Source organism: Nonomuraea spiralis, from assembly GCF_014648435.1.
Lineage (GTDB): Bacteria > Actinomycetota > Actinomycetes > Streptosporangiales > Streptosporangiaceae > Nonomuraea > Nonomuraea spiralis.
On sequence record NZ_BMRC01000004.1, the window covers coordinates 238,546 to 263,016 of the forward strand.

Consider the following 24,471-nt stretch of genomic DNA (forward strand, 5'->3'; position numbering starts at 1 on the left):
GGCTACGAGGAGATCCCCAGGGCCCCCCTGAGCTTGGCCATCGCGCGCGACACCGTGCTTTTGACCGTGCCGACGCTGATCCCGAGCGTCCTGGCGATCTCCGGCTCGGTCATGTCCTCGTAGTAACGCAGCACGATCGCGGCCCGCATGCGCTCCGGCAGCTCCTCCAGCGCCTTATCCAGCAGCTCGTGCACCTCGCCGCACACCGTCGTGTCCGTGGTGTCCGCCGTGGCCACCTCGGGCAGCTCGTCCGACGGATACTCCTCCAGCTTGCGCCGCCGCCACTGCGAGATGTTGATGTTGACCATGGCCCGGCGGACGTACCCGTCCAGCGCACCCCGGTCCTCGATCTTCCCCCACGCCAGGTACGTCTTGGCCAGCGCGCTCTGCAACAGGTCCTCCGCGTCGAGCGGATGCCCGGTGAGCTGACGGGCGGCGCGCAGCAGCGCGGGACCGCGAGCCATGACGTACTCGCGGAACTCCTCTTCCCACCCGGTGGTCTGCATCGTGGCCAGAATCGCAGCCTGATGCCCTTTTGTGCCCGAACCACAATCCAGGTTTCGGTCCGACGAAGACAAAGGTCAGTCAAGGTCGGTGGCGGAATGTTCGAAGGCGGATGTCAACTACCTTCCCCGGGGATGCGTATTTTGCTCTCATCTGTTCGCCGCGGCACGACGCGCTCCGGAGTCATGTGAACCTAGTACCTGACGAGGGAGGGCGGATGGGCTATCCGAACGTCGAGCGCCGCAGGGTGCTCGCGGCGGCCGCGCTTGGCCGCGACCCCGGCATCGCCGGCCCCGACCCGGCCGACGGCCAGCCGTTGCGCGCCGTCGCCGGCGAGATCCTTGACGTCAGTCCACATCTCATCACCGTCGAGACCCCCGAAGGCGCCGAGGAACGGCTCGTGATCGCCCCCTGGGCCACGGCCTGGCACGGCGCGGAGATCGCGCCCGCCGACCTCCCGGTGGGCTCCATGGTGCTCATGCGCACGCTGCGCGACGGCCGCGTGGTCGAACGGATCTGGGCCGACACCACCCGGCTCACCGGGACGATCCTGTCGATCGAGGGGCGTAAGGAGCTGACGGTCGAGCTCGACTGCGGCTCACACCGCGGCCACCGGACGATCGTCATCCCCTACCCGGCCACGGGGCGGCTGCAGGTGCGACATCCGAAGTTCGAGCCGGGTTACCTGTTCGACGCGATCGGCATCAGGCGCGACGGCTCCGCCCTCGCGCTGCTGCCGGCGACCTCGCAGCCCGCCTATCGGTCGGGCGCGGTGCCGGCCCCGCCGGTCGCGTACGCCGGGATGCAGTCGCGCATCTCCGGCACGGCCACCTGGTCCGACACGTTCGACGAGGAGGAGCGCGGCGCGGCGTACCCGATGCTGGAGCGCGTCGACACCGGCTGCCCCGACGCGGGGCTGTCCTGCGCCGGTCTGCCCTACCTCGCCATCGGCTCGCTGATCCAGGTCAGGAACATGTGCGCGGACCGTGCCGCCAACCTGCCGGTGGTCGCCTGCGGCTGCCTGGCCGGACGGTTCTGCGACCGCTGCGTCGAATGCGACACCTCGCCGCGCGGGCGTGTCGCCGAACTGTCGCCCGCCTCGTTCGTGGAGCTGGGCGGCGAACTGGTCAAAGGCTGCTTCAACGCTCAGATCGGATTGGGGTGACGGGCGTGCTCGAATCGCAGATGCCGATCCTGATCGTGCTGCTGGTCCTGGGCACCGGCGCCAAGGTCGTCACGGTGTGCAAGGGCGGGGAGCCGGGCGCCCTGTCCAGGCTGGGCCCGGCCGTGCTCATGCCCGGCCGTATGCAGGCGCCCTCGCTGCTGGTCTGCGCGGCCTGCGAGCTGGTGCTCGCGGGCGGGCTGCTGCTCACCACCGCGCCGATCTTCAGGTGGGGCACGGTCTGCTTCTTCGCGATGTCCACGTACGTGCTGGTCGAGCTGCGCAGGCGGCGGCCGGACGCGGGCTGCGGCTGCTTCGGCGAGGTCAGCTCGGCGCCGGTCGGCATGCGTTCGATCGGCCGGACCGTCGTACTGACCGGGATGTCGGCGTTGTCGGTCGCCGCGCCGGTGTCGGGCTGGGCGGCGATGGGCCGTCCGACGTGGCTCATGGCCGCGGGGGTGGCCGTCCTCGTGCTGCTCTCCCCCGAGATCGAGGAGCTGTTCGACCGCGTACGGTACCGCGCCCCCTGCGAGCAGCGCCCCGGCCCCGCCGAGCAGGTCATGTTGTCCAGGCTCAGGTCCAGCGGCCCGTGGCGGGTGCATCAGGAGGTGCTGGCCTCGACGGAGCCGTACGACAGCTGGCGTGAACTGTGCTGGCGCTTCTTCGCCTTCACCGGCCGCGACCGGGACGACGTGGTCTTCGCGGTCTACCTGAGCGGACGGCGCCCGGCGGTGCGCGTGGCGGTGGTCGCCAACGACGGCAGCGACGCTCTGCCGGAATATACGCCAGTATCGGCCCAGCGCTAGAGAGCCCTAGATTTCGCTAGCCGGGCATGACGGTACAGCTCTATTGGGCTGTCTAGCTTCCCCACTAGACAGCCCAATAGAGGTCTAGGGGCGGCGCTCAAACGGGTTGAGACCGCAGGAACCTTCCGAAGTGCGGCACCGTGAACGCGATCAGACCGCGCTCGGCGCTGTAGATGAGCCCTTTCTTGATGAGACTGTCGCGGGCGGGCGAGAGACTGGACGGCTTGCGCCCGAGGGCGTCGGCCACGTCGGCGGTGGCGACCGGCTCGTCGCCGATCTGCGCCATGGCGTGCATGTAGTCGCGCTCGGCGGGGGTGGCCCGCTCGTAGCGGCTGCCGAAGAAGCCCACGGCGAGCTCCTCCTCGGCCTCGGGCGCGGAGACCTTGACGTCGTCGAGGGTGATCGGGCTGCGCGGCGCGAGGTCCCAGGCGACCTTGCCGTAGGCCTGGACGAAGTACGGATAGCCGTCGGCGGCCTCGTAGAGCGCGTCGAGGGCATCCTGGGTGAACTCGACCCCTTCCTCCCGCGCGGGAAGGATCAGCGCCATGTCGGCCGCCTCACGGTCGAGCTTGTCGATGCGCGCGTAGCGGAAGAGCCGTTCGGAATAGCTCTTGCTGGCCGACAACACGCTCGGCAGGTGCGGCAGCCCCGCGCCCACCACGATCAGCGGGCCACCCGACTGGGACAACTCGTGACAGGCGGCGCAGAGCGCGGAGACGTCGGCGGGCTGCACGTCCTGCATCTCGTCGATGAACAGTGCGATGCCCACGCCGAGGTCGGTCGCCACGCTCGCCGCGTCGACGAACAGCTCGGTGAGGTCGATCTCCAGGTCGCCGGAGTCGGCGCGCCCGCGGCTGGCGGGCACCTCGATGCCGGGCGACCAGTGGGACGTGCCCTTGGCCGCGGCCGGGTCGCGCATCGCGAACGCCTTCAGCACGCCGAGGAACTCCTCGATGCGCTCGGGCGCGCGGTGGCGGGGGGCCAGCTCGCGGATGGCCATGTGGAGGGCGGCCGCCACGGGACGCCGGATCGACTGGTCGGGCCGGGCCTCGATCTTGCCCGTGCCCCACAGCCGCTGCATGGCCATGGACTTGAACGTGTTGAGCAGGACGGTCTTCCCGACACCGCGCAGGCCGGTGACGACCATGCTGCGCTCGGGACGGCCTCGGGCCACCCGCTCCAGCACCACCTCGAACTGCTGCAGCTCACGGTCGCGCCCGGCCAGCTCAGGCGGACGCTGGCCGGCGCCGGGGGCGTAAGGATTGCGCACAGGGTCCACGCTCTCGGACTTTATTGCCGGATATAGCGGCCGTCTTAGATTTGGGAAGAAAGTGCTACGGCGTGTCCGAGCAGGGGCGGTGGCAAGCATCGTCATCGGACACACCCCCTCTCACCAGGCCGAACCCTTGTTCGATTTCGATACCCAGAACTGTAGCGCGGACTCGAACACGCATGCGATGGTTTCGAGTAAAAGATCTTTGCAACAGTCCGGGACGCCCGTGCGTCTGGGAGTTGTGGAGTTCGAGGAGTTCGAGCAAGCGCGTGGCGCCGCCCTGCTCCGGTACGGATATGTGCTCACCGGGAATCCCGACGACGCCGCCGACCTCGTGCAGGAGGCGCTGCTCAAGCTCGGCGACACCTGGCGCAAGGTGCGCAACAAGGACAACCCGGAGTCCTACGTACGCACGATCATGACCCGCCAGCACGTGAGCTGGTGGCGCCGGCGGCGCAGGGAGCAGCTCACGGACGAGGTGCCCGAGGGGGCGTACACCGACAGCCACTCCTCCGGCGAGCTGTGGCGGGAGCTGGCGACGCAGCCGCGCAGGCAGCGGGTGGTCCTGGTGCTGCGGTACTACGAGGACCTGTCGGACCAGGAGATCGCCGACATCCTCGGCATCTCCCGCGGAACCGTTCGCAGCCAGGCGTCGCGCGCGCTGCACACGTTGAGGATCCGGCCGGCACTGCTGGAGAGGGAACGGGCATGAGGACCGAGAAGGACCTGACCGAGACGCTTCGTACCGCGGCGGACCACGCACCGGAGCCGGGCGGGCTGCTCGCCGGGGTGGAGGGGCACCGGCGGCGCAGGCGGAGGCGGCGTACCCAGGGGCTGGCCGTCGCGACGGCGGTGGCGGCCGTACTCGCGACCGGCACGGTCATGGCGGCGAACGGACGGCAGGCCGCCGCGCCGCCCCCGGCGGCGCGGCCCTTCCCACAGGCGACGGCCGTGCCCCTGGAGCGGGTGTGGTCGCGGGCCGTCGTCACGATGCCCACTCTGCGGGCCGACGGCCTGCGCCGCGTCCCGGTCACCGCGCTCGACGCCACCCGGATCCTGGCCGTCGCCGGGCCCGGGGCCGACACGATCCGCGCGATCGAGGTCTACGACACCACCACCCGGATGTTCCGCGAGATCACCGACATATCGGTGCCGCCAGACATGAGGACCTACCGCCCCCAGCCGCCGGCGCTCGACGGGCTGAACCTCGCCTGGCACGTGAACGCCGTACGGAAGGACGGCACGAAGGCGCGCGAGATCTGGACGGTCCCGCTCGCCGGCGGCGAGCCCCGACAGGTCGCCGCGATGACGGGAGAGCACCTCCGGATCGAGCGCATCGCCCTCGACGGCGACCGGATCATCTGGTCGGAACGGACCGGCGGCGTGTGGTGGATGCCGCTCGCGGGCGGCGCCCCCAAGCGCTTTCCGGGCAGCGAGGGCCTGCACCTCGTCAAATGGCCGTGGGCGAGCGACGTCGCCGACCTCGAGGACCGGAGCCAGACCAGGGTCGTGAACCTGTCGACCGGCCGCCCCGCCACCAAGGACGTCGTCGCGCCCCTGGACGCCTTGAGGCTGCGCTGCGGCCCGTCCTGGTGCCAGGGCGTACGGGGCGGGCGCACGTACCTGCAGCGCGTCGACGGCAGCGCCGCGGCCGAGCCCCAGGGACTCGGTCTCGTGCCCAGGTTCAGCGACTACCCGGCCCTCGACCGCTTCGTGGTGACCGGCCGCGCGGTCTACGACGTGAGGACCGGCACGCTGGCCACGTACGACCGGCCCGGCATCTGGTGGGGGAACTTCATGTCCGCCGAGCCCAGCTCGACCATGTACTGGAGCGAGCGGGCCAACGAGTACCGGGTGCTCAACTTGGCAGCCGTCCCGCCCGCGCAATAGCGTTCGGGACCATGCGGACCTTCGCGAACGTACAGGAACTCAAGGCGGCCGTGGGCGAGACGTTCGGCCCGACCGAGTGGCGCACGATCACTCAGGAGCAGGTCAACCTCTTCGCCGACGCCACCGACGACCACCAGTGGATCCACGTGGACGTGGAGCGCGCCAAGGAGGGGCCCTTCGGCGGCACGATCGCCCATGGCTACCTGACCCTGTCGCTGCTGCCGACGTTCATGTTCGAGATGGTGCGCGTCGAGAGCATCGTGATGGGCGTCAACTACGGGCTGAACAAGGTCCGCTTCCCCCGGCCGGTGCCGGTGGGCGCGCGGGTCCGGGCCGTGGGCGAGCTCACCGACGTCAAGGGCACCCCGGCCGGCTACCTGGCCAACCTGAAGATGACGATCGAGATCGAGGGCGAGCGCCGGCCCGCGTGCATCGCCGAGTCGCTCAGCCTGTACGTCCCCGCCGAATGATCATCGCAGCGAGATGACGATCCCCGCCACCGCGGCCAGCCCGATCAGCCCGAGATAGGCTAGTACGAGCCGGGTGTCCCTGAGCAGGCACTTGCTCCGGGTCAGCCCGGCCCGCCGCGCCTTCCAGTACCCCGCGAACCCCAGCGCCGCGAACCCGAGCACCGCCCACGGCCCGAGCAGCCAGGCCAGCAGCGCCACGGTCGCGTACACGCACAGTCGGAGCGGATCGTACGGCTGGGCCTTCACAGGATCACCAGCCCCGGCTTCGAGGCGACCGCGGACAACCGCTGCCGCGAGAGCTGCGGCCACGCCTGCACGGCGCAGAACGGCGCACACTGGTCCTGCTCGGCCCGCGTGCCGACGTGCACGCAGCACTGCGTGAGCCGCTCCTCGATCATGGTCGAGATGTCCATGAACGGCTTGACCGTGATCCGGACCACCCGCTCGCCCAGCATCCTGCGCAACTTCTTGCGCCGGCCGGGCAGCGCCGAGGAGGCGAGGGTGAGCAGCGTGGCGACGCCGAGGTCGCAGTTCTCGCAGATGTCGCGCCACAGGTCGCCGATCTGCGGATGGGACAACGACGACTGCTCCGACAGCAGCCCGAGCAGCGACTCCTGCACGGCGAGTCGCAGCTCGCGCGGGATCTCGCTGTCGGCGATGCGGTTGGAGACCAGGCCCAGGTTCTCCTTGAGGCGGTCGTGGCCGATCAGGGCGACCAGCGAGCGCCACTGCTGCGCGTCGTCGCGGATGAGGTAGCCGACCGAGCAGCAGTGGGGGTGTGAGCAGGGCAGGGCGGTCAGGTCGCGCCAGGTCACCAGGCCGTCGGTCTGCGGGCCGAGCCGCTTGAGCACGCCGGTGTGGGTGAGCCGGTCGGACGGGTCGATGACCCCTGACCGGCCCGAGCCGAACTGGGGTTGCAGCGACACGCCGCCGACGAACGGCGTGTCGAGCGAGAGGCGCACGACGTCGCCGATCTCCTCGTCGTTGACGCCCAGGGCCGCGGTCATGACCAGGGTGGTGAAGATCTCCCGCTCCGACAGCCGCCGTACGGCCTCCGCCTTGATCTTGCGCAGGTCGCCGCCGCGGTGGTGCTTGGACGCCTCGGCCGACGAACCGTCGTACTGGAGGTAGACCTCCACCCGGTCGCGGTGCTCGGTGAGCAGGTCGAGCAGCGAGTCGTCGCGGGCGACGAGCACGCCGTTGGTGTTGATCAGGATGCGCGTGACGGGCCGGCTCACCAGCTCGGCGAGCAGGGTCTTCAGCTCTGGGTGGAGCGTGGGCTCGCCGCCGCTCAGCATCAGGACGTCGAGCTTGCCGTTCTCCCTGGCCAGGCGCTGGTCCACGTTCGCCAGGACGTCGGCCACCGGGACGACGCCGGTCAGGTCGGGCGAACTGTCGGCGAAGCAGGTGGGGCAGCGCAGGTTGCACGCCTCGGCGATGTCCTCCAGGAGGATGCAGGTGTGCTGGGTCTGCATCTCGGGCAGACCGCTGAGGTACGCCGCCGGGATCGGGGTGAAGTTTCCGGAGACGTCGGGGATGTGCTGCTTGGTGGGAGCGGTCCACTCTTCCAGGTAGGAGAGGATTTCCGGGTCCTCGTCGTACATCGTCCGGATCAGGCCGTGTTTGCGGCAGCCGCGTTCCAGCCAGACCTTGCCGTCGCGTTCGGCAAGGTAGCCGCTCAGCCGTTCGACCTGGTCCAGGTCCTGGCCGTGGCATTTCGGGCAGAACGCGTTGACGTACCGGAGGATGCGGTCGCCCCGTAGCCCCATCCCTGCGCTCATGTCATGACCTTCCGCTCGAAAAGGGCATCGTAATGGCCGCGTCGCCAGCCGTACGCGAGTCTCAGTGTGAGCAACGCCAGGCCAGGGATCAGGAACCATTGCGGCCCGGTCAGATCGAGCCACAGCGTCTCGTTCGCCCTGGTGAACTCCACCAGGAACCGGAAAACGGCATATCCGGCGAGATAGAGCGTGAACAGCTCACCCGGCTCGGTCAGGCGCCTGCGCGCCCACCACAGCGCGACGAACGCGGCGAGCTGGAAGACGATCTCGTAGACGAACGACGGGTGCATGGCCTGGCCGGTCAGGCAGCCGGGGCATTCCGGGGTGGTGGGCGGCGCGTGCACGCCCCAGGGCAGGTCCGTGGGCCGGCCGGGAGCCTCGGTCAGGTGACAACCGATGCGGCCGATCGCCATGCCGAGCGCCACCGCCGGGGCGAACAGGTCGCCGGTACGCTCCTTGTAGCCGATGACCTTCTTCGCGACGAGGACGCCGACGTACGCGCCGGTCAGGCCGCCGAGGATGCTGCGCGAGCCGTACAGCCAGAGGTCGGCGAGGTTGAGGGTCTCCAGCCAGCCCGCCAGGCGCATGCCGATCGCGCCTCCGACCAGGGCCCCGGTGACGGCGACGAGCGACTGTTCGTTGAGCGCGCCCCTGGCCCTGGCCTCGCGGACGAAGACCACCGAGGCCACGAAGACGCCGAGGCCGACGAATATCTCGTGGTACGGCATGCTTCAGCCGTACATGCTGGGGTTGAGACCGGTGCAGACGCCGGCCGACAACATCGACCAGAGCGCCCAGCCGATCGCGAGCCCCAGCCCGAGGCCACGCGACCAGGGCCTGCGGACGAGACCGAACCCCAGCCCGCCGCCGAGGCCGACGACGGCGAGCAGCACCGCGGCGCCGATCACCAGCGCCTTGTCCGCGCCGTCGAGGGCGGCGAAGAGGACGGCGAAGAAGACGATGACGTTGACGGCGCTGTAGGCGAACAGGCCGGCGACCAGCGTCGCGATGAGCACGAGCGTGGAGTCACGGCCGCTGGGCGGTGGCGGCGGCGGCGGTTGCCGGCCCTGGTGCTGCGGCCCCCACGGGCCCTGCGGCGGCGGCTGCGGTGGTGGTGTCGTCATCCCCTCACCCCTTGGTCGTGAGCATGAAGGTAGGGGGCGACGATTGACGTACGATCAATGCCTTCACCTGTGTGTGCCGGTCGTTCATGCGTACAGGGCCGGGTTCAGGCCCGTGCAGTATCCGGCCGAGACGATCGTCGCCAGGGCCCATCCGATCATCAGCCCGAGCCCGAGGCCGAACGACCACGGCTTGCGCAGGATCGCGAGCGTGAGTCCCGTGCCGATGCCCAGGAGCAGCAGGAAGCCCGCTCCCGCGCCGATCGCCACCGACGAGCTCAGGCTCACCGCCAGAAGCCCGACGATCACGTTGACCACCAGGTAGCCGAAGACCCCGGCGAACGCCAGCGCGACCGTCAACCCTGGCCGGCGCGGCGGCCTCGGAGGGGTCGGAGGCGTCGGGGGATGTGGCGGGGGCGGTGGTGGCGGGATGCTCACGGCGTTCACCCTACGGGGCTAAAGCGACTCTGAGTAGTAAATCGCTGCCTGGACGCGGCTCTTCAGTCCCAGTTTGTTCAGCAGGCGGCTGACGTGGGTCTTTGTGGTGGCCTCGGCCATGTCGAGCTCTTTGGCGATCTCGGCGTTGGACAGTCCGCGGCCGATGCAGGCCAGCACCTCGCGTTCGCGTGGGGTCAGGGTTTCCGGGGCGGGCGGCTCCCTGCGGGGCGGTTGGTCGGCGAAGGCGGCGATCAGGCGTCTGGTGACTCCCGGTGAGATCATCCCCTCGCCGCCCGCAACCAGCCTTACCGCTTCGATCAGTGCGTCGGCCTCGGTGTTCTTCAGCAGGAAACCGGCCGCCCCCGCCCGGAGGGCGCCGAAGACGTACTCGTCCACGTCGAACGTCGTGAGGATCAGGACGTCGCTCACCCCCGCCAGTTCCCTGGTGGCGGAGATGCCGTCGAGGCGGGGCATGCGGATGTCCATGAGGACGACGTCGGGCCGCAGGTCGTGGGCCAGCCGCACGGCCTGCTCCCCGTCGGCGGCCTCGCCCACGACCTCGATGTCGCCGGCGCCGTCCAGGATCATCACGATCCCGGCCCGGACGGCCGCGTGATCGTCGGCCACCAACACCCTGATGCTCATGCCATGTCCATTTCACCGCCGCCGCTTTGAGGGCGTCCGTCGTCATCACCCGCGTCCTCGGCCCTCCGCCCCGGCGGGCCCTTGGCAACCCCCCGCAACACCACCCCACCACCCCCTACCGCCGAACCCCTCTGCTCGGACCTCCGCCCCTCCGACACCCCCGCACCCGACCCCCTCTGCTCGGACCCCCGCCCCTCCGACACCGCCACACCCGAAACCCGCTCAACGGACGCCCGCTTCCCTGAGCCCTGCTCCCCCGGACCCCACCCATCCGGCGCCCGCTCTCCCGAACCTCCCTCGCCCGACGCCCGCTTCCCCGAGCCCCGCTCGTTCGGTACGGCGGATGTCTGCTCCGTCGGGACCTGGGCCTTCGGGACCTGGGCCTTCGGAGGGCGTTCGCCGGACGTGCGGCGATCGAGGGGCCGTGGCGCGTCGAGCGAGGTGGGGAACGCCGCCGCGATCCGCCAGCCGTCCCCCCGTGGTCCCGCCTCGAAGAACCCGCCGACCAGCGAAGCCCGCTCGCGCATGCCGATCAGCCCCGCCCCCGAACCCGGCAACCGAGCACCACGCCGGCCGACCTGGTTCTCGATCGTCAGCAGAACCTCGCCCGGGTCGTACGTCAGCGACACGACCACCGGCGCCTCGCCGTGCTTGAGCGCGTTGGTCAGCCCCTCCTGAAGGATCCGGTAGCCCGCCAGGTCCACCGAAGCCGGCACCTCCCGCAGCTCACCGTCGAACCGCAGCTCGACCGCCATCCCGGCCCGCCGCGTACGCTCGACCAGGCTCTCGGCGTCCGCCAGCCGCGGCCGGGTGGCCTCCAGCTCGGGCCCGTCCCCCTCGCGACCGCCGCCGTCCTCCCGCAGCAACCCGATCATGTCGCGCATCTCGGCCAGCCCCTTGACGCTGTTCTCCCGTACGGACTCCATGACCTTGCGAACCGTCTCCCGATCCAGGTCCTTACGGGACAGGGCTGCCGTCGACTGGATGGCAATGGCGCTGAAATGGTTCGCGATCATGTCGTGCAGCTCACGCGCCATCCGCGTACGCTCGGCCGCGATCGCGGCCTGCCGATCGAGCTCCGCCAGACGCGCGACCTGCTCGGCGCGCACCCGTTCAGCGGCCGCCCGGTCCCGCTGCTCCCGCAGCACCCAAGCCGTGGTCACGGGCGTGACCAGCACCAGCCCCGACTGGATGCCCATGACGGCCAGCAGCCGCCAGTCCGCCGCGACGACCGCTGCCACGGACCCGCCCACCACGGCCAGCACCGTCGTGATCCCGAGCAGCCACCGAGCGAACCGCGCCGGCCCGTAGAGCGCCGCGGCGTAGAGATTGTCGGTGAACACCAGCATGGTGGCCAACGACGGCCCCAGCACGCCGTCGGCCGTGACGGCCACCACCCCGAGCGCCAACGACCACAGCGGAGCCCTCTGCCGTAGCAGCACGGCAGAGCAGGTGATCGCCAGCGGCACCAGCAGCGCCCACACCGGCACGCCACGCCGCACGTACCCACCCGCCAGGATCAGCAGCGCCCCCAGGACGAACGCCAGCACCGCCGCAACCTCGGGCCGCACCCTGCCCTGCCCCGGACCGCCGGCCTTCCCCCGCGCCTCGAAGCGGCTCCACCAGCCTGAAAGCGACCGAGACCCGGCCCGCCACCGCTCAGCGATCATCCGCACCTCAGCCCGCCCTGCCATCCGCACCTCGGACCGCCCTGCCATCCGCGCGTCGGAGCGCCCTGCCCACCTCGAAACCACCCGCACCAGCAAGCAGCACCACAGAACCACTCACCGCACGCCAACCCCCGCGAACCACCACCGCCCCGCACCGTCGCCCGTGTCATGTCCTCATCTCACCACTCCAGGAGGCCGCCGCCTTCCTCCGAGGGTCCGCCTGTGGATACACCTTTCGATGTATCCACAGGTTCGTTTCCGCCGACGATGTGCCTGGTCGCGAACCTCCCCAAACTGGAACACGTGATTGTCGCCATCCTGATCGGTTGCGAGGTCGGCTTCTGGCTCCTCCTGGGGCTCGGCCTGGCCTCCCGCTACCTCTGGAACCTCCGACGGCTCAGTACGGCCCTCCTGCTCTGCGTCCCGCTTCTCGACGTGGTCCTCCTGGTCGCGGCGGTCGTGGACATGCGCGGCGGCGCCACGGCGGACCTGCGCCATGGCCTGGCGGCGGCCTACCTGGCCTACTCGATCGTCTTCGGCCACCGGACGATCCGCTGGGCCGACGCCCGCTTCCGCCACCGCTTCGCCGGCGGCCCCCCACCCTGGAAGCCCCCGGCGGCCGGCCCTGCCCGTACCCGCTACGAATGGGCGTACTGGCTGAAGATAGTCCTGGCGTACGGGATCGCCTGTCTCATCCTCTTCGCCCTCATCTGGCTCGTGAACGACTCCTCCCGTACGAGCGCCCTCCTGGAGTTCATGCTCAACCTGCTCAAGGTCCCCGTGATCGCCCTGATCTGGCCGGTGAGCCACACCCTCTGGCCGAAGAAGGAGGAGCCGGCGAGCGAGTGATCGCGCTATTCGGTTCGATGCACCGCTCAGAACCCGCTATGCTTGCTTACGCAGCGAGCGGCCGTAGCTCAATGGATAGAGCATCTGACTACGGATCAGAAGGTTGGGGTTTCGAGTACCTCCGGCCGCACACATGCGAAAGGCCCGCAACCAGGGGTTCCTGGGAGCGGGCCTTTCTGTTTGTCTGGACAATCTCCGGATCTTGCTAACACCTCTGCTTACACGGCCTCTCATCCCTCACCGATCGCCTCAGCGAGGACATCGGCGGCTGACGCTTCGGCGGCGCGGATCATGTGGGCATAGGCCCTGAGCGTGATCGTGGCGTGGATGTGGCGTAGGTCGTGAAGCCGTGCGTGGGGCGACGGCGTACGAGGGTTCGCCGGGTTGTACCGCTTGATCAGAATCGGGAAGAGCGAGCTGAGCGTGTCCGGGTGAACGGGCTCGCCCATCCCCGCTCTTGTGTCGCCGACCGCGTGTTCATGCCGCCGTAGCAGTGCGTTGGTTGTGTTCCTGAGTGGTCGGTTAGCTGATCCTCTGCACGGTCGTACCCTGTCGGATGGCGCGGGGGATCTCGGCGACGGAGTCCACGATGTCGATCAGGCGGGCGATGCTCTCGGCTGGAGCAGTGGAGCTGACGTCGACGGTGTAGGTGATCCCGGTTGATCGCCAGTTCTCGGTATCGAAGCCGCCGGCTGCGGAAACGCGTACTCCTTGGAGTTCGATTCCCAGTGCGGCGGCCTCCCGGTAGAGGTCGTTGAGGACGCATCCCGCCGCTGCGAGGTGAAGGAGATGTCCTCCGGTGAAGTCCGCCCTGACGCTCACGCCCTCGGGCGTCCACCGATGAGGGAAATGCACCGCATGCTCGTCCGTCACCTTCAGCGATCCTGCGCTCACGATCACGTTGAAACGGTCATCCATGATTCGGCTCCCGGCACCTCGGGCGTACGGACGTGACGACAAGAGCCGTCCTACACGTCGTAGCCGCCAACCGGCAACACCACAACTGGCAACACAGCACTCCCTCACACGGGGACAGCCGTTCGTGCGGCTGGGCCGTCTGGTGGAGGACGCGTCCGTTCGGCTCGGAGTCCGCTCGTGTAACACGTGTGGCATCTCCGCCAAGCACGCCCTCTCGTGCTGCCGCACAGCGGCAGCGACGCGGACCCTGCCGGGACGAATCGCGCGTGGCCGGTGACATTGGCCATCACGGGAGATGTTTGATGGGATTGCCATATGAAGACACGAGGACATGACATCGAGGTCTCGGCTGCGTCGGACCAGGTCGTGGTACGGGTCAAGGACTCGGTTGTCGCGATCTCCTCCCGGCCGCTCGTACTCACCGAGACAGGCTGCCCACCGCGGTACTACCTGCCGCCAGACGACGTGAAGATGGATCTGCTCCGGTCGTCGACGACGACGTCGCACTGCCCGTTCAAGGGTGATGCCGTCTATTGGTCGGTGGATACTGGTGACGATCTGGCCGAAGACGTGGTCTGGTCCTACCCGGAGCCGTTCGAACGGGTCGAGCAGATCGCGGGACGGCTCGCCTTCTGGGCGGAGAAGCCGGGCGTCACCCTTGAGGTGAACGGGCAGGGTGCGTAAGCGTCGCCGACTGCGACCACCGCCACATGAACGGCCACACGAAACGGCAGTCTGCCTCGATTCGGCACCGCCGGTCATGCTCTGGGGCGTCATCGGTTCCTCCGCCCGTCGCCACCCTCGCGGGAGGCCATGAGTTCGAGCTGCGCGGCGGTGCCAGCGGTGGAAAGCCCGTCAGGAACAGCGAGTGGGCCTCATCGGCGGTCAGCCCGGTCAACCGGGCGCGGAAACCGCCGAGCAGTCGATACCCCGCCGTACAGCACCCCGCCGTACAGCGGCACAGCCGCCGTGCTGAGGCGAGGCCGTAACCCTGGAGCGATGGGATCCCGGAGACCGGCCTCGGCCAAGCTCACGAGCGGAGCCACGTTCATGAGCCCGAGCGCGGGAGGCAACGGCTTCCGCGCCGATCTCCTGCCCGAGGGCACTCCGAGACCACATCTCGACTACGCGGAGGCATCGACGCGAAGCAGTCGTTCTTGAAGGTGCTCAGAGGGTGTGGTTTCCCGCACCCCTGAACGGCCACACGCCTCATGGTGGCCGCATCTGATCATTTCTAGTCTTAAATGCATGACGGAATGGCTGATTGACCTGATGGAAATGCTCGGCGCGCCGGGAGCCGGGATCGCGATCGCGCTGGAGAATCTCTTCCCGCCGCTGCCCAGCGAGGTGATCCTGCCTCTGGCCGGTTTCACCGCCTCCCAGGGCGAGATGAACCTGGTCTCCGCGCTGCTGTGGACCACCGCCGGCTCGGTGATCGGTGCGCTCGCGCTGTACTGGGTGGGCGCGCTGCTCGGCCGCGAGCGCACACTGGCCCTGGCCGCCCGGATCCCGCTGCTGAAGGTCTCCGACATCGCCAAGACCGAGGCGTGGTTCCTCAAGCACGGGCGCAAGACGGTGTTCTTCGGCCGGATGATTCCGATCTTCCGCAGCCTGATCTCCGTTCCCGCCGGAGTTGAACGAATGCCGCTGGGCGTCTTCACCCTCTTGACCACCGCCGGCAGCCTGATCTGGAACACGATCTTCGTCATGGCCGGCTGGATCCTGGGCGAGAACTGGTCGCTGGTGGAGGCCTACGTCGGCGTGGGCACCAACGCCGTCATCGCCGCGGTGCTGTTGGCCGTGCTGGTCTTCGTGGGTGTGCGGCTGGGTGAGCGGCGCAGGGGGCGGCATGCGGTGGAGGCCAGATAGCTTCGGCCCCCGGGCGGATGAACCGGCGTTCCCCGCGTCACCGGAGGCGGGGAACGCCGGTGACTGACAAGGCGTCCGACCCTTCCCTACTGAAGGCCCGGTTGGAGTTGCGCGGCACTGTCGGCGTACCGGTGCGGGGCGTGAACGTCGTGCCCGAGGTTTCGTCCGAAGGCCGAGACGCCATGGAGGGGGATCAAGAGCGGTGCGTGGAGGCGGGACGGGCCGATCCTGTGCCGGTGAGCCGTTCACAACCGGTTGGTGGTCCGGAGGTGCCATGGGCGGTCGGCCATCCCCGATGGAGCCGCTCTTCTCGCGCAACACGGAAGACGCTACGCTCATCACGATGAATACCTCCTGCATCAGATTGGGGGCCTCGTTCACGCAAGGTGAGTGCTGATGTCGCACTCGACCTCGAACGAGGATTCCCGCCTAACTCTCTGGCTGCGCGTGCGTGAGTTCGCCGTGCCGCCTCCCATGATCGAGTCAGCGACTGCCCGCCGTGTCACCGGCGACTGGGCCGCGGCGTGCGCAGCAGCACACGTGGACGTCGATCTCGACCTGCGCCACATAGCGCGCCTCCACGGCCGGGAACTGGCCGCCCACCTCCGGACCGACCTCCGCCATCTCGCACCTGACCTGCTGCGCTGGCACATGCCGAGGATCGCCCCCAATGGCCTGATACGTCCGGGCCTGACCCTCTCGCTGGCCCGGTATCAGGAGAGCGGCAACACGGTTCACCTCGTGGCCAGGACCCCGCCGGCCTGGGCAGATGCCGGTCAGCGGATCAGTCTGGCGCTCTGGGACGGTTCCCGGTCAGGACCTCATCCGCATCCGCACCCGAACCGGCGTTTCCGACTCGATCTGCATCGCCACTTGTGGGATGCGCGCAGGGCCGGTGAGCTGCGTACACGTGCGGGGACGGCGCCGCACGCACGGGGCTGGGCCGTCGATCGGTGGCCGGCCGAGGCCCGGTTGCTGCTCCGGGCCGAGGGGCGGGAGGCGGGTACGGTCGCCATCCGGGTCGGCGGACGAGGCGATGAACGAGACCGCGGACGAGACCATGAACGAGACCGCGGACGAGACCGCGGACGGAGCGGCAGGCGAGGCGGCGGACGGCGTCAGGTGTTCCTTGACGTGGACGGGGCCCGGGCCGACGGCGAAGGACCGGCATCGCCGCCGATCTTGCCCGACGCGGCGACCTGGGTGCTGCCCGACCTGGCGTTGTTGCGTGCCGGGCGGATCGAGGCCGGCAGGCTGCACCCGCTCGTCGCAGCGGCGCTCGTACCGGGCCGTCCGCCGGACGCCGGGCCACCTGGCCACTGGAGCGAGAACGGGCCGCGGATCGTCGAGTGCGGCGGTGCCCTGCACAGGGTGGCGCTCGTGAACGGCATGCTGGTCGCCCTGGATCACGACGCGACCGAGATCCGGCGCGAGAAACTGCTGGCCGACCTGACCGGCACCCCGTCGCCCTGTGTGCAACTGATCGAGGCGACCCACCGCTCCCCTGAATGCCTCCTCGATGTCCGCGCACGGCTGGAGCACGGCGACGCCGCCGGTGCTCAGGCCACCCTCGACGGTCTCCTCGGACCTGGTGCGCGGCTGCCCGAGGGGGAGCTGCGTGACGTACTGGAAGAGGCGGCGCGGCGGCGGATCGACCACGGGCTGTTCCGTGCCGGGCTCGGGCCGGGGGCGGCCGAGCGGCCAGAGCGCCGCTCGGCCGAAGCAGCCTCCAAAGCCTCCCGGAAGGGCTCCCGCACGGGCCGGGCCCGCCCCCGCCAAGCCACCTCCGCCTGACGTGCCGGGCGCATCCCCGCCACGCCACCTCCCGTTGACGTGCCGAGCACGTTCGCCCCACGCCACCTCCCGCTGACGTGCCGAGCACGTTCGCCCCACGCCACCTCCCGCTGACGCTTTCCTAGACCTTCAAGGTGATTCATCATGCTTTCGTCTGTTCATGCCTCGCGCCTCGACGTCGCCGGCGATCTGCTCTCCCTGCTCCGCGACACCACCACGGAACCGCGTACCGACCCGCAGTTGGAGGCGTTGACCCTGGCCGTGGCGGCCGACCTGCCCGTCCTGTTGTGGGGGGAGCCGGGGATCGGCAAGACCGCGGCGCTGCGGCAACTCGCCGAGGCGCTCGACCTGCCGCTCACGACGGTGATCGCCAGCGTGCACGAACCGTCCGACTTCTCCGGTCTTCCGGTGGTCGGTGATGATCCCGCCGTGCAGGGCGTCCCGATGGCGCCGCCGGATTGGGCCGTACGTCTGGCTCACGCGGGACGGGGGCTGCTCTTCCTGGACGAGCTGTCCACGGCACCGCCCGCCGTCCAGGCTGCCCTGCTCCGCCTGGTTCTGGAACGGCGGGTCGGGGCCCTGCGGCTCCCGCCAGGTGTCCGGATCGTGGCGGCCGCCAACCCGCGTTCCTCCGCCGCCGACGGCTGGGAGCTGAGCCCGCCGCTGGCGAACCGGTTCGTCCACCTGCAATGGCGTCACGATCACGATGTGGTCGTACGCGGCCTCGGCGGGACCTGGCCGCGCGCGAGCCTGCCATGGCTCGACCCGGAGCAGCTGTCCGAGGCTGTGACGTTCGCCCGGCGTGCGGTGTGCGGGCTCCTCACCGCCCGCCCCGACCTCGTGCACCGGCTGCCGAACAACGAGGCGCACCGGGGTGGCCCGTGGCCCTCTCCTCGTAGCTGGGAGATGGCATTGTGCCTGACCGCCTTCGCCACCGCGGCCGGCACATCCAAGGACGTGCTGTCGATGCTCGTCAGGGGCACGGTGGGAGACGGTCCTGGGCTGGAACTGCTCGCCGCCATGGATCGGATGGACCTTCCCGACCCCGAGACGCTGTTGGCCGATCCCGCGGCGGCCGAGTTGCCCCAGCGGGGTGACCTGCGCCAGGCCGTACTCGACGGTGTGGTCGCGGCGGTGCGGAAGCGTCCGGAGAAGGGCCGGTGGGACGCTGCCTGGGCGCTGCTGGTACGAGCACTGGAGACCGGCGCCCCGGATCTGGTGGTCGTGCCCGCCTCCACGCTCGCCGCGCTGCGCCGCGCGGACTGGCAGGTCCCGGCCTCGATCGAACGGCTCGCCGGAGTGGTCTCCTTGAGCAGGAAGGCGGACGAGGTCGCGGCGCGGGTGGTGGGCTGATGGACCTTGAGAAGCTCTTCACCGCCCGGTTGTACGCCGCGCGGGCCCGGCCCTATCTGGCGACGGCGCTGTTCGCGCTGCACCCGGTGGAGTCGCGGTTCGTGCCCACGATGGCCGTGGACCGGCACTGGCGCTGCTACGTCTCACCGGCGTTCGTCGCACGCACCCCCGTCGAGGAGCTGGCGAGCGTATGGGTGCACGAGGTCTCCCACCTGCTGCGCGACCATCACGGCCGCAGTGACCGGGTGGCTCGGCAACGCGAGCTGACGGGTCCGGGAGAACGGTTGCGGATGAACATCGCCGCCGATCTCGAGATCAACGACGACGTGTACGGTGACGGGCTGGCCTGGCCTGAAGGCGCCGTCCAGCCGAAGATGCTGGGGCTGCGCGAGGGCGAGCTCATGGAGGACTATCTGCGCCAGTTCCGGCTCGGGCCGTACACGCAGGGGCTGGTCTGGCTGGACTGCGGCAGCGGCGCCGACGGCCTTGATCGGGAGTGGGATCTCGGGCCCGAGGGTGCGAACGGGCTGAGCGACCACGAGCGGGAGGCGGTCCGGTTCCGGGTGACGCAGGGCATCAACGCCCATCCGGGGAACGTGCCGAAGGGATGGCGGCGGTGGGCGGAGGAGGCCTTCCATCCGCCGCAGCCGTGGCGGGAACTGCTCGGTACGGCCATCCGTTCGGCGGTGTCAGGGCCCGGCGTGGGCGAGGACTACACCTACGGCCGGCCGCCGCGGCGCTCGGCGAGCCTGCCCGGCGTCATCCTGCCGAGCCTGCGGCGCAGACCGCCGCGGATCAGCGTGGTCATCGACACCTCCGGTTCGGTCAGCGATGCCGAGTTGGGGAGCGCGCTGCTGGAGGTCGCCGCGATCGTCCGCGCCGTGGGCGGCCGGCGCGACCTGGTCAGCGTTCTGTCCTGCGACGCGGCGGCCCAGGCCGTGCAACCGCTGTGCCGGGCCGAAGGGCTGACGCTGGTGGGCGGCGGCGGCACGGACCTGCGTACGGGCATCGCCAAGGCGGTGCGGGCGAGTCCGCGACCGGACGTCGTCGTGGTCCTGACCGACGGGCAGACCCCGTGGCCGCAGGAACGACCGGCGTCCCGCATGGTGGTGGGACTGTTCTCCCGGACCAGGCGGTCGTACGAGGATGATCCCGACTACGTGCCGGACACGCCGCCCTCGTGGGCGCGGGTGGTCGACATCGGCTAGGCGAGTGGGCCGACAACGGTGACGGGTTCGATCGGCCTGGGGCGCGCCCGGTTGTCAGCCGTAGCCCGGCAGGCCGGTGATCGTGGTGAGGGCGGATCGGAGGGTGGTGTCGGTCGGTGGGCGGGTGGGCCAGTGGGCGGCGATGTGGCCGTCGGGGCGGACGAGCAGGGCGCCGCGCGAGGTGAGACCGCAGAGGTCGGCGTGCTCGGCGGGGAGGGGCTCGACGTGCAGCGGCCACGGCTCCTGACATGACCATGCGGCGGGGTCCGGGGTGAGCACGGTGAACCATTCGCCGAACGTGTCCAGCGTCGAGCGGTCGCGGGTGAGCCAGAGGTGCGGCATGCGACGGCCCGGTTCGGCGCTGGGCACGTAGTCGGGGCCGGGCGGCTCGGGTGGGGGGTCTTCGCGGCCGAGGACGGCGGCGGATCGGTACGTGACGCCGAGCACCAGCCCGAGCTGGGCGAAGTACCGCTCCGACCAGGGCAGCTCGACGTGGGCCGGCGCCGCCCGGCCGGCCCGGAGCTGCTCGCGGCGCCGGTTCTGCACGTCGAGCATCAGCTCGGTGTTGGCCACCGCCTGCGCGAGTGTCCGGTGGGCGACGGGCCGGCGCTCCGCCTCGTACGTCTCCAGCAGGCTCGGACCGGCCCATCCCCGCAGGACGCCGGCCAGTTTCCAGCACAGGTTGTGCACGTCGGCGATGCCGGCGTTCATGCCCAGGCCGCCGACGATGGGCATCGCGTGCGCGGCGTCGCCGGTCAGCAGGATCCGGCCGTGCCGGAAGCGCTCGGCGACGAACGCGTTCATCTCCCAGTGCTGGATCCGTACGACCTCGGCCTGGACGCCGCCGCCGAGGGCGCGCGCGAGGAGGGCGGGCCAGTCGGCGGGCCCGGCGTCGCGCGGCGTGGGGACGAACCAGGCCCAGCCGCCTTCCGGGTACAGCGGCGCGAACAGGCCGTGCGCGGTGAAGTAGAGGCCGGCGGGCTGGTGGGCGCACCAGCGGCGGAGATCGGCGTCGAACACGACGGTGGTGAAGCCGCCCATCCTCCCGGGGCCGGTGGCGCCGATGCCCAGCAGCCGCCGGACGGTGGAGTTCGCGCCGTCGGCGGCGAGCACGTAACGGGCGCGGAGGCGGGTGCGCTCACCGGACCGGGGGCCGGTGAGCAGGGCCACGACGCCGCCGTCCGCCTCGGCCAGGTCGGTGAGCTCGATCCCGAAGCGCGCCGGTGACGTCGCGCCGGCGAGCAGGACGGGTTCCAGGCGGTCCTGCGAGGTGATCACGCCGGTCACGGGGCTCTCGGGCACCGGTGCGTCGATCCCGGCCATCGCCGCCGTGGCGAAGTCGTGGTCCTGCACGGTGTCGCGGAAGCGGATGCGGCCGTACTCGGGGGCGAACGCGTCGGCGGTGATCCCGGCGGCGAGCCCGAGCCGGCGGAAGATCTCCATCGAACGTACGTTGACCAGCCGGGCCCGCGGGAACGGCGACGGCTCGGGGTGTCTTTCGACCAGCAGGACCCGCACGCCCCAGCGGTCCAGCAGCGCGCGGGCGGTGAGCCCGACCGGCCCGCCGCCGACGACCAGCACCTCCACCTCGCCGTCCGCCTCGGGCACGCTTCGAAGCCGATCCACGCCTCATCGTAACCACGGCTCTTGAAAGGGGCCGGGGGAAGGCCCGCCGGCTCTACCCCGTCGGGACCGGGCGGGTCAAGGCCGTGTGAGCGCGCTCCGGCCGGGCCCGCGCGCCGGTGAATCGTCCGTAAGCTGAGGGTGTGTCTCCCGTACTGGTCCTGCTCGACGGCGTTCGCTGGCAGGGGTCGCGCGTGGTGGGCGATCGCGCGCACACCCTGCTGGCCGTGCTCGCCATGCGCGGGCGGGCGGGGGTCAGCGACGAGCGGCTGGTCGAGGAGTTGTGGCCGGACGAGGCGCCGGCCAACCCGACCAAGGCGCTCCAGGTGGTCGTCTCACGGACCAGGGCGGCGACCTGCCCCGACGTCGTGGAGCGCATCCCGCGCGGTTACCGGCTCGGGCTGCCCGCCGCCCAGGTCGACGTACTGCTGCTCGGCACGCTGGTGGAGCAGGCGCGGGCCGCGCTGGGCGAGGACGACACGGCGCTGGCGCGCAGCCGTGCCGAGGAGGCCATGGGCCTCGTGGCCGGCGGCCCCGACGGCGCCACGGGCGCGCTCGCCGAGCTGCGCGGCGGCGCCGCGCGGCAGGCGGCCGAGGCCCGGCGGGTGGCGGCGATCGCCTGGAGCCGGAGCGGCGCGCACGAGGGCGCGCTGCCGCTGCTGGAGGCGGCCGCGGCCGACCGGCCGCAGGACGAGGAGCTGCTCACCTGCCTGCTGCGCAGCGAGGCCGCCGTACGCGGCGCCGCCGCCGCGCTGGAGCGCTACGAACGTCACCGCTCCGACCTGATCAACCGGCTCGGCACCGAACCGGGCCCCGAACTGGCCCGCGTGTACGCCGAACTCCTCGCCGCGGACCGCCCGGTGCGCACGGGCATCCTGTTCGACGGCTCCTCGCTGCTCGGCCGCGAATACGACATCCACGCCGTGCACGCTCTCTTGCAGACCAATCGGGTCGTCTCCCTCATCGGCCCCGGCGGCCTGGGCAAGACGAGGCTGGCTCACGTCGTCGGCCGGAACGCCGCCCAGCCCGTCGCCCACTTCATCGAGCTCGTCGGCGTGTCCTCGCCGGAGGGCGTGGTGGGCGAGGTGGGCTCGGCGCTCGGGGTGCGCGACTCGGTCAGCGCCCGTCGTGTCCTGACCGCCGAACAGCGCTCCGACGTACGCGCCCGGATCGCCCAGCATCTCGACCAGGCTCCGGCGCTGCTGATCCTGGACAACTGCGAGCACGTGATCGAGGCCGTCGCCGACCTGGTGGCGTTCCTGACCGTGACGACCCGCGACCTGCGGGTGCTCATCACCTCGCGCGCCCCTCTGTCCATCCCCGCCGAACGCGCCTACCTGCTCGGCGAGTTGCTCCCGGACGACGCGGTCGAGCTGTTCCGCCAGCGTGCCACCGCCGCCCGCGCCGGGGTGCGGATCGACGAGGAGGTCGTCGGCGACGTCGTCGCCCGCCTCGACGGGCTGCCGCTGGCGATCGAGCTGGCCGCGGCCAAGGTACGGATCATGTCGGTGGAGGAGATCGCGCGGCGCCTGGCCGACCGGTTCGCCCTGCTGCGCGGCGGCAACCGTACGGCCCCCGACCGCCACCAGACGCTGCTCGCGGTGATCGGCTGGTCCTGGAACCTGCTGAACGAGCCCGAACGACAGGCGTTGCGCTGGTTGTCGCTGTTCGGCGACGGTTTCACCCTGGCCGCGGCCGAACACGTGCTCGGCCCGGACGCCCTCCACGTCGTGGACGCGCTGACCGAGCAGTCGATGCTGAGCGTGCGCGAGACGGCGTACGGCCTGCGTTACCGGATGCTGGAGACCGTCAGGGAGTTCGGGCAGATGCGGCTGAAGGAGGCCGGCGAGCAGGCGTCGGCCCGGACGGCGCAGCGGGAGTGGGCGACGGCGTACGCGCTCGAACACGCCCACATGATGTTCAGCCCCGCCCAGTACGACGCGGTGGACGCGCTGCGCGCCGAGGAGGGCAACCTCGCCGACCTGCTCCGGCAGGCCCTCGCCGAGGTCGATCCCGTCCTGACGATGCAGTTGCTGGCCGGCGTGGGCTCGCTGTGGTCGATCCGCGGCGACCACTCGCGCATCCTCGTCCACCGGGAGGCGATCAGCCAGGTCGTCACCGGCTGGAAACCGCCGCCGCACCTCGTCGAGGTGACCAGGGCCGCCATGCTGATCGCGCTGATGAACAACATCGTCATGACCGACCGCACCCGCGACCCGCTGCACGAGCTCCTGCGCGAGCTGCCCGAGACCGGCGAGACCGATCCCCGCGTGGCGGCCATGGGCAGGGTGGTGCTCGCGATCGACCAGGCGGACGCCCACCGGCTGCTGGCCGAGCTGCGCCGGAGCCCCGACCACGACGTGGCCCTGGCCGCGACCCAGGCGAGCGTGCACTTCCTGGAGAACGCGGGAGAGGTGAAGGAGGCGACCGAGGCCGCCGAGCAGACCCTGGTGATGCTCCGCGGCGACGAGGGGCCCTGGTTCGGCGCGATCGCGCACACCGTGCTGGCCCACCTGGCCATGCAGCTCGGCGACCGCCCGCGGGCGGTCCGGCACGCGCGGACGGCGATCCCGGTGCTGAGCCGGCTCGGCGCGGTCGAGGACGAGACCCAGCTCCACGCGGTCCTGCTGCTCGCCGCGCTGGCCGACGGCGACCTCGACACCGCCGAGGCCGAGCTGGCCCGCATCACCCGGATCAACGACAACGAGGCGGTGCTCGGCGGGGTGTCGATGGGCTCGATGTGCGCGGCCGAGCTCGCCCTCGCCCGGGGCGATACGGCCGCCGCGCTCGCGGAGTACCGCAGGGCCGTCGAACGCGCCCGCGACCTGCGCCTGCCCGGGTTGCCGCCGGTCGAGTACACGCCATGGATGATCGTCACGGAGGCGGTCACCCTGACGGCATACGCCTACCACGCCGGGCCGCAGGACATCCGGTACGGCGAGGAGCTGTACGCCGCCGTCCAGCGCTACGACGTGCTGGACGTGGACAACCCCGTCCTCGACTTCCCGGTGTGCGGGGCGATGTTGTTCGCGTTGGGCGCCTGGGGGCTGCTGCGGGAGGCCATGGCTCCGCACGACGCGATCGGGCTGCTGGTGCT

Annotated in this window: 24 protein-coding genes, 1 tRNA gene and 1 pseudogene; 13 read left to right on the forward strand and 13 right to left on the reverse strand. The window is 70.7% G+C overall.

Going from position 1 to position 24,471, the window contains the following annotated elements; all coding sequences use genetic code 11:
• Window positions 1-2: 2 nt before the first annotated feature.
• Window positions 3-506 carry a SigE family RNA polymerase sigma factor gene (locus IEZ27_RS11345; protein ID WP_189647147.1) on the reverse strand — a complete coding sequence of 168 codons (504 nt, stop codon included), beginning with the start codon at window positions 504-506 and terminating at the stop codon, window positions 3-5.
• Between the two features lie 215 nt (window positions 507-721).
• On the opposite strand from IEZ27_RS11345, the gene IEZ27_RS11350 reads away from it, so the two are divergent.
• Both IEZ27_RS11350 and IEZ27_RS11355 read left to right on the forward strand, forming a co-directional pair.
• Window positions 722-1,669: a hypothetical protein gene (locus tag IEZ27_RS11350; protein ID WP_189647148.1), complete on the forward strand. Its 948-nt coding sequence runs from the start codon at window positions 722-724 to the stop codon at window positions 1,667-1,669.
• Window positions 1,670-1,674: 5 nt separating this feature from the next.
• Window positions 1,675-2,472, forward strand: coding sequence for a MauE/DoxX family redox-associated membrane protein (locus IEZ27_RS11355; RefSeq protein ID WP_229823874.1), 798 nt, complete (start codon window positions 1,675-1,677; stop codon window positions 2,470-2,472).
• 97 nt (window positions 2,473-2,569) lie between these two features.
• On the opposite strand, the gene IEZ27_RS11360 is transcribed toward IEZ27_RS11355, so the two are convergent.
• Window positions 2,570-3,742 carry an AAA family ATPase gene (locus IEZ27_RS11360; protein ID WP_446686150.1) on the reverse strand — a complete coding sequence of 391 codons (1,173 nt, stop codon included), beginning with the start codon at window positions 3,740-3,742 and terminating at the stop codon, window positions 2,570-2,572.
• A 229-nt stretch (window positions 3,743-3,971) separates the two neighbouring features.
• On the opposite strand from IEZ27_RS11360, the gene IEZ27_RS11365 reads away from it, so the two are divergent.
• Genes IEZ27_RS11365 through IEZ27_RS11375 form a run of 3 tightly spaced genes read left to right on the forward strand, consistent with a single transcriptional unit; the run spans window position 3,972 to window position 6,105 of the window.
• Window positions 3,972-4,457 (forward strand): SigE family RNA polymerase sigma factor, encoded by a 486-nt coding sequence (locus IEZ27_RS11365; RefSeq protein WP_229823875.1) that lies wholly within the window; start codon window positions 3,972-3,974, stop codon window positions 4,455-4,457.
• Window positions 4,454-5,635 carry a TolB-like translocation protein gene (locus IEZ27_RS11370; protein WP_189647152.1) on the forward strand — a complete coding sequence of 394 codons (1,182 nt, stop codon included), beginning with the start codon at window positions 4,454-4,456 and terminating at the stop codon, window positions 5,633-5,635. Before IEZ27_RS11365 ends, IEZ27_RS11370 begins: the two co-directional genes overlap by 4 nt.
• An 11-nt stretch (window positions 5,636-5,646) precedes the next feature.
• Window positions 5,647-6,105, forward strand: coding sequence for a MaoC family dehydratase (locus IEZ27_RS11375; protein ID WP_125649472.1), 459 nt, complete (start codon window positions 5,647-5,649; stop codon window positions 6,103-6,105).
• Here IEZ27_RS11375 and IEZ27_RS11380 read toward each other — a convergent pair whose 3' ends face one another.
• The 7 genes from IEZ27_RS11380 to IEZ27_RS11410 all read right to left on the reverse strand — a co-directional run bounded on the left by IEZ27_RS11380 (window position 6,106) and on the right by IEZ27_RS11410 (window position 11,661).
• Window positions 6,106-6,351 (reverse strand): hypothetical protein, encoded by a 246-nt coding sequence (locus tag IEZ27_RS11380; RefSeq protein ID WP_185845328.1) that lies wholly within the window; start codon window positions 6,349-6,351, stop codon window positions 6,106-6,108.
• Window positions 6,348-7,886, reverse strand: a complete 1,539-nt coding sequence (locus tag IEZ27_RS11385) for a radical SAM protein (protein WP_189647153.1) — start codon at window positions 7,884-7,886, stop codon at window positions 6,348-6,350. Before IEZ27_RS11385 ends, IEZ27_RS11380 begins: the two co-directional genes overlap by 4 nt.
• Window positions 7,883-8,614 (reverse strand): prolipoprotein diacylglyceryl transferase, encoded by a 732-nt coding sequence (locus IEZ27_RS11390; protein WP_189647154.1) that lies wholly within the window; start codon window positions 8,612-8,614, stop codon window positions 7,883-7,885. Before IEZ27_RS11390 ends, IEZ27_RS11385 begins: the two co-directional genes overlap by 4 nt.
• A 3-nt stretch (window positions 8,615-8,617) precedes the next feature.
• Window positions 8,618-9,010, reverse strand: a complete 393-nt coding sequence (locus tag IEZ27_RS11395; RefSeq protein ID WP_189647155.1) for a hypothetical protein — start codon at window positions 9,008-9,010, stop codon at window positions 8,618-8,620.
• A gap of 84 nt (window positions 9,011-9,094) precedes the next feature.
• Complete coding sequence (locus tag IEZ27_RS11400; protein ID WP_189647156.1) at window positions 9,095-9,367, reverse strand: hypothetical protein; 273 nt, start codon at window positions 9,365-9,367, stop codon at window positions 9,095-9,097.
• Window positions 9,368-9,463: 96 nt separating this feature from the next.
• Complete coding sequence (locus IEZ27_RS11405; protein WP_189647157.1) at window positions 9,464-10,090, reverse strand: response regulator; 627 nt, start codon at window positions 10,088-10,090, stop codon at window positions 9,464-9,466.
• On the reverse strand, window positions 10,087-11,661 hold the full coding sequence (locus tag IEZ27_RS11410) for a histidine kinase (protein WP_229823876.1): 1,575 nt from the start codon (window positions 11,659-11,661) through the stop codon (window positions 10,087-10,089). The genes IEZ27_RS11405 and IEZ27_RS11410 overlap by 4 nt, the downstream gene beginning before the upstream one ends.
• Window positions 11,662-12,063: 402 nt before the next feature.
• On the opposite strand from IEZ27_RS11410, the gene IEZ27_RS11415 reads away from it, so the two are divergent.
• On the forward strand, window positions 12,064-12,609 hold the full coding sequence (locus IEZ27_RS11415; protein ID WP_125649452.1) for a hypothetical protein: 546 nt from the start codon (window positions 12,064-12,066) through the stop codon (window positions 12,607-12,609).
• Between the two features lie 57 nt (window positions 12,610-12,666).
• Window positions 12,667-12,739: transfer RNA gene (locus tag IEZ27_RS11420), tRNA-Arg, on the forward strand.
• Between the two features lie 100 nt (window positions 12,740-12,839).
• Here the strand turns inward: IEZ27_RS11420 and IEZ27_RS11425 are convergent.
• Both IEZ27_RS11425 and IEZ27_RS11430 read right to left on the reverse strand, forming a co-directional pair.
• Window positions 12,840-13,058, reverse strand: coding sequence for a hypothetical protein (locus IEZ27_RS11425; RefSeq protein WP_189647158.1), 219 nt, complete (start codon window positions 13,056-13,058; stop codon window positions 12,840-12,842).
• Between the two features lie 73 nt (window positions 13,059-13,131).
• Window positions 13,132-13,527 (reverse strand): OsmC family protein, encoded by a 396-nt coding sequence (locus IEZ27_RS11430; protein ID WP_189647159.1) that lies wholly within the window; start codon window positions 13,525-13,527, stop codon window positions 13,132-13,134.
• A 315-nt stretch (window positions 13,528-13,842) separates the two neighbouring features.
• Here IEZ27_RS11430 and IEZ27_RS11435 point away from each other — a divergent pair, with 315 nt between their 5' ends.
• Window positions 13,843-14,211, forward strand: a complete 369-nt coding sequence (locus IEZ27_RS11435; RefSeq protein WP_189647160.1) for a DUF427 domain-containing protein — start codon at window positions 13,843-13,845, stop codon at window positions 14,209-14,211.
• 564 nt (window positions 14,212-14,775) lie between these two features.
• Entirely contained in the window at window positions 14,776-15,396 is a 621-nt protein-coding gene (locus IEZ27_RS11440) for a DedA family protein (protein ID WP_189647161.1), read from the forward strand.
• Between the two features lie 483 nt (window positions 15,397-15,879).
• Here the strand turns inward: IEZ27_RS11440 and IEZ27_RS53775 are convergent, their stop codons facing one another.
• Window positions 15,880-16,047 (reverse strand): hypothetical protein, encoded by a 168-nt coding sequence (locus tag IEZ27_RS53775; protein ID WP_229823877.1) that lies wholly within the window; start codon window positions 16,045-16,047, stop codon window positions 15,880-15,882.
• A gap of 483 nt (window positions 16,048-16,530) precedes the next feature.
• Here IEZ27_RS53775 and IEZ27_RS53780 point away from each other — a divergent pair, with 483 nt between their 5' ends.
• From IEZ27_RS53780 to IEZ27_RS11455, 3 genes are all read left to right on the forward strand, one after another.
• A complete protein-coding gene (locus tag IEZ27_RS53780) occupies window positions 16,531-17,190 on the forward strand; it encodes a hypothetical protein (protein ID WP_229823878.1) in 660 nt (219 codons plus the stop codon).
• 144 nt (window positions 17,191-17,334) lie between these two features.
• Window positions 17,335-18,543, forward strand: coding sequence for an AAA family ATPase (locus IEZ27_RS11450; protein ID WP_189647162.1), 1,209 nt, complete (start codon window positions 17,335-17,337; stop codon window positions 18,541-18,543).
• Window positions 18,543-19,751, forward strand: coding sequence for a vWA domain-containing protein (locus tag IEZ27_RS11455; RefSeq protein ID WP_189647163.1), 1,209 nt, complete (start codon window positions 18,543-18,545; stop codon window positions 19,749-19,751). Before IEZ27_RS11450 ends, IEZ27_RS11455 begins: the two co-directional genes overlap by 1 nt.
• A gap of 54 nt (window positions 19,752-19,805) precedes the next feature.
• On the opposite strand, the gene IEZ27_RS11460 is transcribed toward IEZ27_RS11455, so the two are convergent.
• Window positions 19,806-21,377: an FAD-dependent monooxygenase gene (locus IEZ27_RS11460; RefSeq protein WP_229823879.1), complete on the reverse strand. Its 1,572-nt coding sequence runs from the start codon at window positions 21,375-21,377 to the stop codon at window positions 19,806-19,808.
• A 233-nt stretch (window positions 21,378-21,610) separates the two neighbouring features.
• Here IEZ27_RS11460 and IEZ27_RS53785 point away from each other — a divergent pair.
• A pseudogene (locus IEZ27_RS53785) lies at window positions 21,611-22,981 on the forward strand (ATP-binding protein); the annotation flags it as partial.
• Window positions 22,982-24,471 lie beyond the last annotated feature (1,490 nt).